The organism is Mycolicibacterium obuense (genome assembly GCF_055397605.1).
The window spans coordinates 2,957,242-2,971,589 of the sequence record NZ_AP043663.1 but is presented as its reverse complement, the minus strand read 5'-3'; the positions used below and the strand labels follow the sequence as shown (position 1 = coordinate 2,971,589).

The 14,348-nt window shown below is 68.6% G+C and carries 10 protein-coding genes; 7 read left to right on the top strand and 3 right to left on the bottom strand.

What is annotated here, in order from left to right; genetic code table 11:
- The gene (locus tag ACZ50N_RS14125) at window positions 1-771 is read right to left on the bottom strand and encodes a TetR/AcrR family transcriptional regulator (RefSeq protein ID WP_464473100.1); all 771 of its coding nucleotides are present in this window, start codon (window positions 769-771) and stop codon (window positions 1-3) included.
- On the opposite strand from ACZ50N_RS14125, the gene ACZ50N_RS14120 reads away from it, so the two are divergent.
- Both ACZ50N_RS14120 and ACZ50N_RS14115 read left to right on the top strand, forming a co-directional pair.
- Window positions 765-2,786: an amidase gene (locus ACZ50N_RS14120; protein WP_464473099.1), complete on the top strand. Its 2,022-nt coding sequence runs from the start codon at window positions 765-767 to the stop codon at window positions 2,784-2,786. The two genes, ACZ50N_RS14125 and ACZ50N_RS14120, sit on opposite strands and share 7 nt — an antisense overlap.
- Window positions 2,787-2,886: 100 nt before the next feature.
- Complete coding sequence (locus ACZ50N_RS14115; RefSeq protein WP_464473098.1) at window positions 2,887-5,769, top strand: aminotransferase; 2,883 nt, start codon at window positions 2,887-2,889, stop codon at window positions 5,767-5,769.
- A 15-nt stretch (window positions 5,770-5,784) separates the two neighbouring features.
- Here the strand turns inward: ACZ50N_RS14115 and ACZ50N_RS14110 are convergent, their stop codons facing one another.
- Together ACZ50N_RS14110 and ACZ50N_RS14105 are read right to left on the bottom strand one after the other, a co-directional pair.
- A complete protein-coding gene (locus ACZ50N_RS14110; RefSeq protein WP_048422435.1) occupies window positions 5,785-6,651 on the bottom strand; it encodes a MurR/RpiR family transcriptional regulator in 867 nt (288 codons plus the stop codon).
- Window positions 6,652-6,656: 5 nt separating this feature from the next.
- Window positions 6,657-7,451 (bottom strand): class II glutamine amidotransferase, encoded by a 795-nt coding sequence (locus ACZ50N_RS14105; RefSeq protein ID WP_046362611.1) that lies wholly within the window; start codon window positions 7,449-7,451, stop codon window positions 6,657-6,659.
- A 124-nt stretch (window positions 7,452-7,575) separates the two neighbouring features.
- Here ACZ50N_RS14105 and ACZ50N_RS14100 point away from each other — a divergent pair, with 124 nt between their 5' ends.
- The 5 genes from ACZ50N_RS14100 to ACZ50N_RS14080 are packed head-to-tail and all read left to right on the top strand — an operon-like array spanning window position 7,576 to window position 14,348.
- The gene (locus ACZ50N_RS14100; protein ID WP_464473097.1) at window positions 7,576-8,901 is read left to right on the top strand and encodes a type I glutamate--ammonia ligase; all 1,326 of its coding nucleotides are present in this window, start codon (window positions 7,576-7,578) and stop codon (window positions 8,899-8,901) included.
- 16 nt (window positions 8,902-8,917) lie between these two features.
- The gene (locus tag ACZ50N_RS14095; protein ID WP_464473096.1) at window positions 8,918-10,423 is read left to right on the top strand and encodes an APC family permease; all 1,506 of its coding nucleotides are present in this window, start codon (window positions 8,918-8,920) and stop codon (window positions 10,421-10,423) included.
- Window positions 10,420-11,727 (top strand): aspartate aminotransferase family protein, encoded by a 1,308-nt coding sequence (locus ACZ50N_RS14090; protein WP_464473095.1) that lies wholly within the window; start codon window positions 10,420-10,422, stop codon window positions 11,725-11,727. The genes ACZ50N_RS14095 and ACZ50N_RS14090 overlap by 4 nt, the downstream gene beginning before the upstream one ends.
- Window positions 11,714-12,889 carry an amidohydrolase family protein gene (locus ACZ50N_RS14085; protein WP_464473094.1) on the top strand — a complete coding sequence of 392 codons (1,176 nt, stop codon included), beginning with the start codon at window positions 11,714-11,716 and terminating at the stop codon, window positions 12,887-12,889. The genes ACZ50N_RS14090 and ACZ50N_RS14085 overlap by 14 nt, the downstream gene beginning before the upstream one ends.
- Window positions 12,879-14,348 carry an aminotransferase class I/II-fold pyridoxal phosphate-dependent enzyme gene (locus ACZ50N_RS14080; RefSeq protein WP_464473093.1) on the top strand — a complete coding sequence of 490 codons (1,470 nt, stop codon included), beginning with the start codon at window positions 12,879-12,881 and terminating at the stop codon, window positions 14,346-14,348. The genes ACZ50N_RS14085 and ACZ50N_RS14080 overlap by 11 nt, the downstream gene beginning before the upstream one ends.

The window sequence follows — 14,348 nt, the reverse complement described above, 5'->3', positions numbered from 1 at the left end:
TTACCGTGCTTTCTGAGATGGTGATCGGCGCGACGAGTGGACCTTCGGAGGTCTCGCCGAGGAAACGAGCATCGCCAGCCCGCGCTCGAATGCGCGTGTCGCGATCGGGTCGGCCGCGTCATGGTCTTCCAATGTCGCGTAGGCCGCGGTGAAGCGGGGGAACTGTTCCTCCTGCCCGGTCGGATCGAAGACGACAGTGGGGCCGGACATGTCGAGCACGCTGCCGAGGATGAACGACTCGAACGCGGTCAACAGTGGGAGGACGTCGTCGGTGGGCCATCCTGCGGCCTCGGCGGCCACCGCGAAATCCTCGTATTCGGCGAGCAGCACCGGTGTCGAGGCCCGGGTGGTCATCAGCAGGGGAATCGCGCGGGGGTGACGCGCGAAAGCCAGCCGGTAGGAGCGGGCCCACTCGAGTAGGCCCTCTTCCCAGGTGCTTTCGCGCAACGGGGCCGAGTCGATACGCGCCGACACCAATGCGCGGACGTCTTCGATCATCGCGGCACGGTCGGCAACATGGTTGTACAGCGAGGTGGGGTTCACGTTCAGTTTCTGGGCCACCCGCCGCATGCTCGCGCCCTCGGCGCCATGGCGGTCGATGAGCGCCAGTGCGGTGCGGGCGATCAGATCCCGGTTGAGTATCGGACGGGGTGGGCGTGCGATGTCGGTCTCCTCTGAAGAATCGACGACGGCGTTCTGACGACAAGCATAAACCGACAGTGTATGTTTTAGCGCGTGTCGGTCGAATTCCCAGCGTCCTGCCCATGACATCCGGTGATCTCACGGTCGTCGAGGCCGATCTCGACCTGCTGAGCCGTGCTCTCGAGAGTGGTGCCGTGACGAGTGTCGAGCTCGTCGCCCGGTATCTGAACAGAATCGGGCACTACGACCGGTCCGGCATCATGCTCAACTCCGTGCCGGTGCTCAATCCCGCGGCGTTCGACGAAGCGCGGGCCTCGGATCGGCGCCGGGCGAGCGGTCGGTCCCTCGGGCCGATGGACGGGATCCCGTTCACCGCCAAAGCGAGCTACAAAGTCCGCGGCCTGCCGGTCACCGCGGGCTCGCCGGCGTTCGCCGACCTCGTCGCCGACGATGACGCCTTCGCGGTCGGCCGGCTGCGCTCCGCAGGTGCCATCTGCCTCGGACTGACCAACATGCCCCCGATGGCAGCCGGAGGTATGCAACGCGGACTATACGGTCGCGCCGAAAGTCCCTACAACAGTGAGTATCTGACGGCAGCGTTCGGCTCGGGATCGTCCAATGGGTCAGGAACCGCCACCGCCGCGAGCTTCGGCGCCTTCGGCCTCGCCGAGGAGACCTGGTCATCCGGCCGCGCCCCAGCCTCGAACAACGGTCTCGTCGCCTACACTCCCTCCCGCGGCGTGATCTCCGTCCGTGGCAACTGGCCGCTGGTCCCGACCATGGATGTCGTTGTCCCCCACGCGCGTTCGGTGGACGACCTGCTGCACCTCCTCGACGTCGTCGTCGACGACGATCCGGTGCGGGACGGAGATCTCTGGCGGCTGCAGGACTGGGTCGACATCCCCGCCGCCTCGGCTGTGCGGCCGGCCTCGTTCACCGATCTCGCACCCCAGCCCCTGCAGGGGCTGCGCCTCGCCGTCCCCCGCCTCTACATCAACGGCGATCCGGACAGCGCGCTTCCGATTCGCACCCGCGATTCGGTGATGGCGCTGTGGCGGGCCATCGCCGACGACCTTGTCGCGGCCGGCGCCGAGGTCGTGGAAGCCGACTTCCCAGTCGTCGAGAACTACGAAAAGCTGCACCATGATTCGCACACGATGGTCGAGCGGGGCCTGGTTCCGGCCGAGTTCCTCGAGCGTGAGCTCTCGGATCTGTCGATATGGGCCTTCGACGCATTCCTGCGGTCGGTCGACTCCGGGCCCGGAGCTCTGGCGGCGGTGGATGGATCTCTGATCTTCCCCGAGCCGACCGGCGCCCTCCCGGACCGCTACGGGATTTTCCCGTTCGACCTCGCCTACGACCTCGCGGAGTACGTCGAGCACGCCCGCGCCGGCGTCATCCCCTTCGACCAGATCCCGTCGATCGAAGCGGGGATGCGCGGGCTGGAGGAGACACGACGCGCCGACTTCGAGAAATGGTTGTCCGACAACGGCTTCGATGCGGTGATCTTCCCAGCTGCAGCAGACGTCGGCCCCGCCGACGCTGATACGCGGGCTGCGTCGGCCGACATCGCCTGGCGAAACGGCGTCTGGGTGTCCAACGGCAACCTCGTGCCCCGCCACCTCGGTATCCCGACGGTCACCGTGCCGATGGGCACGATGGAGGACATCGGCATGCCCGTCGGCCTGACACTGGCGGGCCCCGCGTACTCGGACACGACGCTGTTGCAGCTGGCCCGTTCGGTCGAGAGCCTCCGGAAGCGACGCACCACTCCCTCGCGCACACCCGCGCTGCCCGACGAGGCCGTGTTCGCGGCGCCGTGCGGTGCGGCCGACGGGGACCTGCGCCTGCAGGTGTCGGACGTGCACGTCCGCCAGAGCGATGACGGTGCGACGCTGACGTTCGACGTGCTCGTCGAGGGCGACCCCGCCGTGGAGATCGTCGCCTTCGTAGACGGCGAGCGGGTCCCGGTGGAGGGCTCACAGCACGCGAAGACGGGCACCTGTGTGCTCCCCGCCGGCAAGCACGACCGCGTCCACAGTGAATGGCGGCCGCCCTACGGGCCGCTGATCGTCGTCGTCGCCCGCGGTGACGGAGGTGCCGTCGCCGGCGCGGTGGCGACCACCGTCGGCTCGCCACTTTGATGTGCGATCACCTGCATAAACGGACTCTAGTGCCCGCAAAACCTTCCGTGTATGTTCTAGTCGCCCCAGGTGGCGACACCCCGTCGAGACGAGGCATCTGATGATCGAAACCGAGGTTTTCGACTTCTTCGCACGCACCGAATTGCCCGCCCCGGCTCTCGGTGCCGACGAGGTCCGACGTCACCTGCACGAGACCTTCTCCATGACCGGCGATCTCAAAGAGTTGGGAAGTCAGCAGGATCAGAACTTCCTGGTGACCGATCACGACACCGGTGAACCGCTCGGGGTTCTGAAACTGACCAACCCGGTCTTCTCCGAAGCGGAGATCGAGCTGCAGGGTCTGGCCGCCGACACCGTGGCCGAACGCGAACCCGCACTGCGCATCCCCCGGGTCGTCGTCGGCCCACAGGGGCCGATGTCCGCGTGGTGGGACACCAGTGCGGGCCGGCTGCACGCCCGTGTCCTCGAGTTCATCGGTGGTAGGACGCTGATGGGATCGGGGTACCTCTCCCCCGCGACGGTCGCACGACTGGGTGAACTCGCCGGGAAGGTGAGCGTGGCCCTGTCCGACATGACCCACCCGGCGTCGACCCGCGTCTTGCAGTGGGACCTGCGCCATGCTGACCGGGTCATCGAGGCGCTGCTGCCCGACGAACCGGACTCCCGCATCGCAGACCTCGCCCGCTCTGTCGCAGAGCGGGCGACGCAACACCTCACGCCCGTCATGTCCCGACTTCCCCTGCAGCTCGGGCACTTCGACCTGACAGACGACAACGTCGTCGCGCCGCACGGACCATGCGCCGTGCCCGACGCCGTCATCGACTTCGGCGACGTCGCCGAATCGTGGGCAGTCAACGAGATCGCCATCACCGTGTCCTCGCTGCTACACCACGACGGATTCACGCCGGTCGACGCGTTGACCGCGATCCGGGCGTTCCATGCTCTGCGCCCGCTGACCGAGGACGAGGCCGATGCCCTGTGGCCGCTGGTCGCGCTGCGCGGGGTGGTGCTGGTGCTCAGCGGTCGTCAGCAGGTGCGCATCGACGGGCAGAACGACTACGCCGATTCCGCACTCGACCGTGAACTCCGCATCCTCGAACAGGCCGCGTCGGTGCCTTTCCCGGTGATGACCACACTGATCCGCGACGGGTTGGACATGGCCGTCCGGCCCGGACCGGTGTGGAGCGGAGCCCCCCTGATTGCCGAGGTCGCCAACGCGGTCGTGCTCGACACCGGCACGACGGCGCCGCTCAACGACGAGGGCCGCTGGTCGGACCCGACAGCACTGGCCGATGCAGCGGTCGCCGCGCTGGCCGCGGGGAGTTCGGCTGTGGTGCTTCCCGCATGGCATCCGCGCCTCACCGGTGCTCCGATGCGCACCCCTGCCGCCCCGGCGACGGTCCCCACCGCGCTGACGGTCTGGCTGGCGCGCGACACCGACCTCGACGTCCCCGCCGGCGGCGAACTCGAGCCGGCCGGTGACGGTGTCGCGATCGCGGTTGCCGACCAGGTGGTCCGCCTGACCGGCTTCTCCCCCGACGGAGTGACGCTGCCGGCACGTACGCCGATCGAGATCCAGCTCACCCGTGCGCACGAGGACCCGGTGCCGCTGCTGGTCGATGCCCGCTACGCCCACGCCTGGCGCCGCGTGGCCGGCGACCCTGCCCCGCTGATCGGACTGCCACCGCTGGCCGCCGAGCGCCGCGACGACACGCTCGTCCGCCGGCATCAGGTCCTCGCCGAGGTCCAGGAGCACTACTACGCGGAACCGCCCCGCATCGAACGCGGGTGGCGGGAGTACCTCGCCGACACCGATGGTCGCGTCTATCTGGACATGGTCAACAACGTCACGTCCGTCGGGCATGCCCATCCGAGGGTGGTGGAGGCCGCCCACCGGCAGATGCGCCTGCTGAACACCAACTCGCGCTTCAACTATCGCGGGATCGCCGAGTTCGCCGAACGCGTCTCGGCCACCCTGCCCGACGAACTCGACACCGTCTTCTTCGTCAACTCCGGTTCCGAGGCAACCGATCTCGCGATCCGGATCGCGATGGCCGCCACGGGCCGACCCGACATCGTCGCGATGCGCGAGGCCTACCACGGCTGGACGTTCGCCAGTGACGCGGTGTCGACGTCGATCGCGGACAATCCGAATGCGCTGGCCACCCGGCCCGAGTGGGTGCACACCGTCGATGCGGCGAACGGCTACCGAGGAGTGCACCGCGGCGCCGACGCCGAGAAGTACGCACCGGAGGCAGTGGCGGTGATCGACGCGCTCGCCGAGGCCGGGACGCCGCCGGCCGGTTTCATCTGCGAGTCCTACTTCGGCAACGCCGGCGGTGTGGCCCTACCCGACGGATACCTGGAGCAGGTGTACACCGCGGTTCGGCGGCACGGCGGCATCGCGATCGCCGACGAGGTGCAGGTCGGGTACGGGCGCCTCGGCGAATGGTTCTGGGGATTCCAGCAGCAGAACGTGGTCCCCGACGTCGTGGCCGTCGCGAAATCGGTCGGCGCGGGACAACCCATCGGCATCGTCGTGACCCGCCGCGCGATCGCGGCACGCTACCGGACCCAGGGTTATTTCTTCTCCTCGACGGGTGGGTCCCCGGTGTCGTCGGCGATCGGCCTCGCCGTCCTCGACGTGATCCAGACCGAGGGCCTGCAGGAGAACGCCCGTATCGTCGGCGCGCACCTGAAGAACCGGCTGATGGGGTTGGCCGAGTCGCACCCGATCGTCGGCACCGCGCACGGCTCGGGTCTGTATCTCGGGCTCGAATTCATCCGCGACAGAAGGACACTCGAGCCTGCGACCGAAGAGACTGCGGCGATCTGCGATCGTCTTCTCAGCCTCGGGGTGATCATGCAGCCCACCGGCGACTACCTGAACGTGCTGAAAATCAAGCCGCCCCTGTGCGTGACCAAGGAGTCGGCGGACTACTTCGTGGACTGCCTGGACCACGTCCTGACGACGGGCTGGTGACGGCAGAGCTGCCGCTCAGCGCTGATCCAGCACCTCTCCACGCCGCCGCTCCTCCCACAGCGCCATCCGCGTGCGCGCCGGCTCGCCGATCGTGTCCATCACCAACGGGATCAGCAGCTCGGTGAGCAGGAAGCCCGCCGACATGCTCTGGTAGACCGTGCCGACCGTGCTCGATGCGGCCAGCACTACCTCGGCATCCGGCGCCACCGGACAGGCCATGTCGTCGGTGATGAGCAACAGCGTCGCCCCGGCCCGGTGCACATCGGCAGCGAGTTCGGCGGCGCTGCGGTGATACCGGTGATAGTCGAAGAGCACCACCACGTCTCGCCGGCTGAGGTCCATCATCGTGCCGAGATCGGCGCCCTTGGGATCCGAGAGCAGCCGCACGCCGGGCCGCAACTGTTCGAGATGGGCGGCGAGATAGACGGCCAGCAGATGGGAGAACCGGCCGCCGTGAAGATGCAGCGGCCGCGTGACATCGGCCAGCAGCGACACCGCGGCCTCCAGCATCGCCGCCGGCAACTGCGCCAATGTCTGTTCGGCGCACTCGTTCTGGGTGCGCGCCTGATGCAGAAGACGATCGAGGTGGCTACCCGCCGGCGGAGCGTCGGCGAGTCGGGTCAGCGGCCCGCTGGACTGCTGCGTCAGTTCGGCGCGCAGCGCCACCTGGAGGCCGGCGAACCCGTCGTACCCCAGCGACTGTGCGAAACGCAGCACCGTTGGCGGGCTCACCTCGGCCCGCTCGGCGAGCCGGGCCGCACTGCTCAGACCCGCGCTGGGATAGTCGGCCAGCAGGGCCCGGCCCACCCGACGTTCGGCACGGCTCAGTCCGGCCAGTGCGGCACTGGTCCGCGCCGCCACCGACTCGCTGTGTTCGGTCATGGTGGTCAATCTGCCATGATCGGCCGCACCGTCATCGACAGGTCGCTCAGCACGACTTCCACCACACTCTCGGGTGGCAACGGTTGCCAGTCCAGGTCGCCGAATCCGGTGGAGCCGATCACCACGGTGCCGTCGTCGAGACGGGCGACCCGTAACGAGAAGTAGTCCTCAAGGTGTTCGGCGGGCAGATCGGTGGCGCTGATCTCCTCGATGTCCTCGTCCAGCAACACACTTCGGGCGTGAGCGTGCACCGCGATGAGCCGGCCTTCACCCAGCACCAGGGCGTTGAGGCTGGCATCGGCGTAGATGCCGCGCAGTTGGGCGACGGCCCGCCGCACGGCCTCGGCGAGGTCGGGAGACGCGGGGCGATGCTGGCGGATCAGGGCGAAGTAGCGCTCGCTGTCGGTGGTCCCCCGCAGCGTGGCGGCGATCGCAGGATCGAGCAAACCGTCCAGTGCGGCCATCGGCTTGATGGAGCCGTTGTGCGCCATCGCCACCCCGTCGGCGCCGAACGGATGAGAATTCTCCGGCCGGACCGCCAGCCCGTTGGTCGCCCAGCGCAGGTGCACCACCGAGGCGCGCGCGGATTCCTTGACCGCCGTGCCGAAGCGCGGATCGCCGATCGCACTGTCGGGTGAAACCTCCACGCGAGGAACATCATCGGGCTCCGACACCGATGCCACTCCCCAGCCGTCGCCGTGGATCTTCGTCAGCGCCAGGAAATCGGTGAGCACCGCGTCCCCCACGGTGTCGGCCACCGACGTCGGTTCGGCCGACGCGACACCCAGCAGTCGGCACATCCGCATCCCCGTTCGTCGAATCTAATGAATCAATCATAAACAGAGAAAGTTAAAGACTCTGAAACATTTATGACATAGCGTGAACCCGACCGCCCGCCCACGAGGTTCGAGGAGTGCGCTGCCCATGGGGGATCCCGACCTGCCCGCCGTCGACATCCTGCGTGAGGAAGGCGTTGCGATCGTCGCCGGCTCGGTGACGGACCTGGCGGGCGTGACCAGAGCCAAGTACGTACCGCTGTCGCGGCTGGGAGCGTTCACCCGATCCGGGATGGGAGTCTCCCCCTCGTGGAGCGTGTTCTGCGTCGACAGCGGCATCGCGTTCACCCCCACGATCGGGGTGGCCGGCGATCTACGAATCCGCATCGATACCGAGGATCTGCGCGTCATCGAGGCCGGGGTGGCCTGGGCGCCCGGCGTACTGGCCGACCAGTACGGCGAGCCCGCAGCGCTGTGCACCCGCACCCGGCTCGCGGTGGCCGAACGCGCCGCTGCTGATCGCGGCCTTGCGGTGAAGATGGGCGCGGAACTGGAATGCACGATGCTGGCCGCCGACGCCGGCCCCGCGACCAGCGAGCCGTGGTCGCCGTACGGCATCAGGACGTCGCTGGACCGATCGGCCTTCCTGGTCGACCTCGCCACCAGCGCGGAACGTGCCGGCCTGTCCGTCGAGCAACTGCACACCGAATACGGGCACGACCAACTCGAAATGTCGTTGGCCCCGGATACCCCCGTCGCCACGGCGGACGCCGTCATCCTCGCGCGGATCGTGCTCAGTCGCGTCGCCTCCCGTCACGGTCTGCAGATCTCGTTCTCACCGGTGCCATTCGACGGCGCCGCCGGCAACGGGGCGCACCTGCACCTCTCCCTGTCCGACGCGGACGGCCCACTGCTGTCGGGAGGTGACGGCCCGCACGGCCTGCGCGCCGACGGCGCACACGCGATCGCGGGCGTCCTCGACACCCTGCCCGACCTGATCGGCGTCTACGCCGGGTCGGTGGCCTCACCCCTGCGACTCAAGCCGGGCAACTGGGCCGGCGCGACCGCCTGTTGGGGATTGGAGAACCGCGAAGCCGCAGTGCGATTCGTCGCCGCCACACCGGGAAATCCGCACGGGGCCAACATGGAGCTCAAGCTCATCGACCCGAGCGCGAACCCCTACCTGGCCGCCGCGGCCTTCCTCGGTAGCGCACTGCGCGGAATCGACCGGGCCATGGACCTGCCGGAGGAGATCCCGGAGAACCCGGCCCAGTCGGACATCGCGACCCGCCCGCTGCCCCTGGCACAGCCGGAGGCACTCGATGCGATGGAGACCTCACAGGTCGCAGCAGAGCTGCTGACCAGCGACATCGTCGACGCCCTCGTGGCCGTGCGGCGATACGAGCAGAAGACCTACGGCGACCAGCCGCCCGCACAGATCTGCGACGCCGTCCGGCTCGCGTGGACCTGCTGAGATGAAGGAGACACCCGTGACCGCAGGACCATCGGATGCACCCGATCAGATCCCGCACCGCCGACTCCCGTTCTGGGTCGCGCTCGCGCTGTCCGTTGCGCTGGTCGGGCCAACACTGGCCATGTCGGGCAACGGGCAGGGACTGATCGGAACCGTCGGCAAGTCGATCCCGCTGGTGTTCCTCATCGGCCTGGTCGGCGTCTCGCTGGTCGGCTACAGCTTCGTGCGCCTGACGCGGCACCTCAACCACGCCGGCTCCGCGTACGGACTGGTGGGCGGCACCATCGGCCCGCGTGCCGGGTTCTTCTCCGGCTTCGCCATGCTGGGCGCGTACTGCGGGTTCTCCATCGGGACGCTCGCGCTCACCGCGGCGTTCGTCAACTCGTTCATCGCCGCGCTGCAACCAGGCACCGACAACCCCTACCAGGTGCCGTGGCTCGTGATCGTCGTCATCGGTGCGGTCATCTCGTTCCTGTTGTCCGGCAGAGACATTCAACTGCTCGCGAAGATCCTGCTCGCGATCGAAGGCATCGGCATCCTGGCGATGATCGTCCTCGTGGTGGCCATCTTCGCCCAGGGTGGTGCCCCCACCACGGGGATCGACTTCTCCGTGTTCTCCTTCTCCGGCGGTGACGTCTCCGGATCGGCGGTGCTCGCCGGCGTCGTGGCCGCATTCCTGTCCTGGGCCGGATTCGAGGCATGTGCCTCCATGGGCGAAGAAACCGACGACCCCAAGCGCAACATCCCCCGAGCACTCGCCGGGACACTGATCCTCACCGGCGTGCTCTTCGTCGTTGTCATGTTCGCCCAGGTCGTCGGATTCGGCACCGATGCAGCAGGTTTGGAGGCGTTCCAGAGCTCCGGCAACACCCTCGGCGATCTGGGCGGCACCTACATCGGCCAGTGGTTCAGCCTCGTCATCATCTTCACCGCGATCGTCTCCGCATTCGGCTGCCACCTCGCCACGTCAGCGACCTCGGGCCGGATGCTCTACGCGTTCGGCCGAGACGGATTCGGGCCGAAAGCATTGGCCCACATCCACGCCGACACCGGCGGGCCGCGGCGCGCCACGTGGCTCGTGGTCATCGTCGCCCTCGTCGTCGACCTGATCTGCGGGGCCACCGGCTGGCCGGACATGGGCACCGGAAACGATGCGATCGACGCCTACTTCCTGTTCGCCGTCGCAGGCTCGGTGTGCCTGATGGTGTGCTACCTGCTCGTCGAGCTCGCCGCCGCCTACTTCATCGGCGCGCCGAAATTCATGCGCGTACACAACGGCGCGGGCAAGATCGCAGGCCTCGTCCTGCCCCTGCTCGGCGCGGTCGTCATCGTCACCGTGCTCTGGTTCAACGTCAAAGACGCCGACAGCTGGTCGGCGGCACCGCTGCTCGGGCTGTACTGGTGCGTCCTCGGCCTGATCATCGCGGTCGCCCTCTCGGGAATCGCCAAGCGGGTCGGTGAATCGCTGGCGCTCGAACTCGACATGACACCACGCACCGCTGACCCGACCCGATCAGCGTGAGCACGCTCTACGCCCGCGACGAGGCCGTCATCGCCGGCATCGAGAAGCTGCGCTTCTTCCCCCTGGAAGTGCAGTCCGGGCACGGCTGCACCCTCGTCACCCCCGACGGCCGCGAACTACTTGACCTGTCGGCGACGTGGACGGCGTCCGGGCTGGGGCACGGTCACCCGGCGATCGCCGACGCGGTCAGCCGCGCCATCCGCACGGCACCGGGATCGGGCGGGCTCTCGGCCGTCCACCCCGATTCGGTGGGGCTGGCCGAAGACCTGCTCGCGCTGGTCCCCGGTGACGGTGAGCGGCGCGTGTATCTCGGCCACGCCGGGTCCGACGCCAACGATGTCGCGCTGCGGGCCTGCCGACACGCCAGCGGGCGGCCCACCGTGGTGGCGTTCGAACACAGCTATCACGGCGGCGTCGGTGTCGCGATGGGCGTCTCCGGGGTGCACGTCGACGCCGGTGTACCCGCCGATCCGGAGGCGGTGTTCCTGCCCTACCCCAACCCGTTCCGGCCCGGACCGGACGGTGTCGACGCCGATGTGGCGCACTGCCTTTCGCTGGCTGAGCAACACCTCGCCGGCGGACGGGTGGCCTGCCTGATCGTCGAACCCATCCTGTCCGACGGCGGCCTCGTGGTACCCCCGGACGGGTTCCTCGCCCGCCTGCACGAGCTGTGCCGACGCCACGACGTCCCGATGATCTGCGACGAGGTGAAGATGGGGCTGGGCAGGCCCGGCACCCTGCACGCCTTCGACCATGACGGCGTGGTGCCCGACATCGTCACCTTCGGCAAGGTGCTCGGCGGCGGCCTACCGCTGTCCGCTGCGGTCGGACCCGCCGCGATCCTCGACAATCCGCCCGCCGCAGCGCTGCTCACCACCGCCGGCAACCCGGTGTGCACCGCGGCCGGGCGCGCCGTGTTGAAGACGTTGGTGGAGGACGGGCTCATCGACAACGCGGCGACGGTCGGAGCTGTGCTCGCCGACGCCCTGCGCGCGCTCGCGTCGGCCCCGGGCGGTGACCGCATCGGCGACGTCCGGGGTCGCGGCCTGGCGATCGGGCTCGAGCTCGTCGACCCCGCGACCGGCGACCGCGACGCCCGGCTGGCCGCCTCGGTGGTCTACCGTGCGTGGGAGCTGGGTGCGGTCGTCTACTACGTCGGCGGCAACGTCCTCGAGATCACCCCGCCACTGGTGCTCACCGAAGCGCAGGCAGCAAGGGCGGCAGAGATCCTCGGGGCGGCCATAGCCGACGCGGCCGCGGGAAAGGTCGACACCGAGGAGGTCGCGAAGTATGCCGGGTGGTGAGCTGCACGACGTGTTCGACGGGATCGAGGCGCAGGTGCCCGAGGGACTCGCCGAGCATCTGCGCACCGCGGCGCTGATCGATCACCACGTCCACGGGACGTTCAGCGAAGACATCGACCGGTCCACCTTCGAGTTCTCGATCAACGAAGGGTCCAACGACCCGGTGCCGCCGTGGATGACCAACTTCGACTCCCCGCTCGGGCTGTCGATACGGCGTTGGTGCGCACCGCTTCTCGGCCTGCCGGCGCGTGCCGACGCCGAAGACTACTGGAAACGCCGCTGTGAGTTCGGCGCCGACGAGCTCGCCACGATGATGCTGCGCGCCGCAGGCGTCACGCACTGGATCGTCGACACCGGTTTCAAAGGCGACCAGATCACCACGCACCAGCGGCTCGCCGAACTCGCGGCGGGACACTCGTCGGAGATCGTGCGGCTCGAGCGGGTGGCCGAGGACCTGCTCGACGGAGGCACTTCACCCGAGGACTACCCCGCAGCGATGCGGGCGGCGCTCGCGAGCGCGGCGGCCGATCCGACCGTGGTGGGCACCAAGACCATCGTGGCGTACCGGACGGGGTTCGACATCGACTGGACCCGACCGGCCGACGCCGACGTCGTCGACCGCGCGCGAGCGCTGGCGGCGCGCCCGGGGTCGGCGCGTATCGACGACCCGGTCCTCATCTCGTTCGGCGTGCACGAGGCAGCCGCGCACGGCCTGCCCATCCAGGTGCATGTCGGCTTCGGTGACCGTGACCTCGATCTGCACCGGTGCGACCCGCTGCTGCTGCTTCCGCTGCTGCGCGCCATGCCCCCGGTGCCGGTCCTGCTGCTGCACTGCTACCCCTTCCACCGCCAAGCCGGTTATCTGGCACAGGCTTTCGATCACGTGAACTTCGACGTCGGGCTGTCCATCAACTATCTCGGCACGCGGTCGAGCGGCCTGGTGGCCGAGGCGCTCGAGGTCGCCCCCTTCGCCAAACAGCTGTACTCCTCGGACGCATTCGGTCCGCCCGAGCTGCACGTGCTGGGGTCGGTGCTGTGGCGGCGGGCCATGGGTGTGGTGCTCGGCGACTGGATCCGCTCCGGCGACTGCGCAGAAGCCGACGCCATTCGCATTGTCGACATGATCGGGGCGGCGAACGCGCAGCGTGTCTATGGGATCTGAGGTCATGGGTGCAGAGCACAGCCGGGCGCCGATCGTCGAATCGCTGCGGTCGTTCGTCGAACGCGATCAGGCACCGTTCTACTCCCCCGGCCACAAAGGTGGCCGGACCCTGGACCCGTGGCTTCGCGACAACATCGCGGCCGTCGACCTGAACAACCTGCCCGACACCGACACATTGCATTGCCCCGAGGGGCCGATCCTCGCGGCCGAGCAGCTGATCGCCGACGCCTGGGGCGTGCCACAGAGTTTCGTGATGGTGCAGGGCTCGACCGGAGGCAACATCGCCGTGGCGCTCACTGCACTGCGCCCCGGCGAACAGGTGCTCGTCGCGCGCAATGCCCACAAATCGGTGTTGGCCGGGCTCGTCCAGGTCGGCGCCAGGCCGGTCTGGCTGGAACCCCGTTGGGACGCCGACTTCGGCGTCGCCCACGGGCTCGATGTCGCCGTCGTGGAGAAGGCCCTCGCCGACACCGAGGCGCGTGCCCTCTGGGTGCTGCACCCCACCTACTACGGAACCACCGGGGACATCGCCGCCCTCGCCGGGCTGTGCCGCGACCGAGGGGTGCATCTCCTGGTCGACGGAGCACACTCTCCGCACTTCGCATTCCATCCCGAACTGCCAACGCCCGCTGAGCGATTCGGGGCTGCAGCCACTGTCCAGTCGATACACAAGGTGCTGTCGGGACTGAGTCAAGCCGCGGTGCTGCACGTCGACACCAGCCAACTCGACGAAGCATCGGTGCGGCGGTCGCTGCAACTGATCCAGACCACGAGTCCCCACTTCGCGATCATGGCGTCGATCGACCTGGCTCGCCGGCAGATGATGACCGACGGGCGTGCCCTGCTCGACAGCGCGCTGAGTCGGGCGCGCGAGGCCGCGGAGAAGCTCGCCCGAATTCCGGGACTGACGGTGCTGCGGCCTGAGCATCTAGCGGGCGCCGGCACGGGACTGCACCAACTCGACGAGACCAAACTGTTGATCGGGGTGAGCGGCCTCGACGCCGATGCGCGCGAGATCCTGGCCCGGCTCAACAGCGTGCACGGTGTGCAACCCGAACTGGCCGGTACCGGACATGTGTTGTGCATCAGCACGATCGGTAACACGGACACTGACTTTGATCGGCTCACCACAGCCTTCGCTGAGGTGTCCGCGCACGTCGGTCGGCGTCGCGGCGAGGCCGGCCGCACCTTGACCAGCGACCTCCTCGCGGTGCGGCCCGAGGTGGTGCTGACCCCGCGTGAGGCGTTCTTCGCCCCCGCGGAGACCGTCGCGCTGACCGATGCCGCGGGCCGCATCGCCGCCGAAGCCATCACGCCGTATCCACCCGGCATCCCGCTGGTGATGCCCGGAGAGCGACTCGGCACCGACGTGATCGACCTGTTGATGGCATTGCGGGCTGCCGGCAACCCGATCAGCGCCTCCGACCCCACGCTCACCTACGTCAAGGCGGTGCGCTGA

Bases quoted from the DNA above. Each gene is read 5' to 3' on its own strand.
- ACZ50N_RS14085 (WP_464473094.1), top strand. From the start codon at position 11,714: ATGCCGGGTGGTGAGCTGCACGACGTGTTCGACGGGATCGAGGCGCAG.
- ACZ50N_RS14120 (WP_464473099.1), top strand. From the start codon at position 765: ATGACATCCGGTGATCTCACGGTCGTCGAGGCCGATCTCGACCTGCTG.
- ACZ50N_RS14125 (WP_464473100.1), bottom strand. From the start codon at position 771: ATGTCATGGGCAGGACGCTGGGAATTCGACCGACACGCGCTAAAACAT.
- ACZ50N_RS14115 (WP_464473098.1), top strand. From the start codon at position 2,887: ATGATCGAAACCGAGGTTTTCGACTTCTTCGCACGCACCGAATTGCCC.
- ACZ50N_RS14100 (WP_464473097.1), top strand. From the start codon at position 7,576: ATGGGGGATCCCGACCTGCCCGCCGTCGACATCCTGCGTGAGGAAGGC.
- ACZ50N_RS14110 (WP_048422435.1), bottom strand. From the start codon at position 6,651: ATGACCGAACACAGCGAGTCGGTGGCGGCGCGGACCAGTGCCGCACTG.
- ACZ50N_RS14080 (WP_464473093.1), top strand. From the start codon at position 12,879: ATGGGATCTGAGGTCATGGGTGCAGAGCACAGCCGGGCGCCGATCGTC.
- ACZ50N_RS14105 (WP_046362611.1), bottom strand. From the start codon at position 7,451: ATGTGCCGACTGCTGGGTGTCGCGTCGGCCGAACCGACGTCGGTGGCC.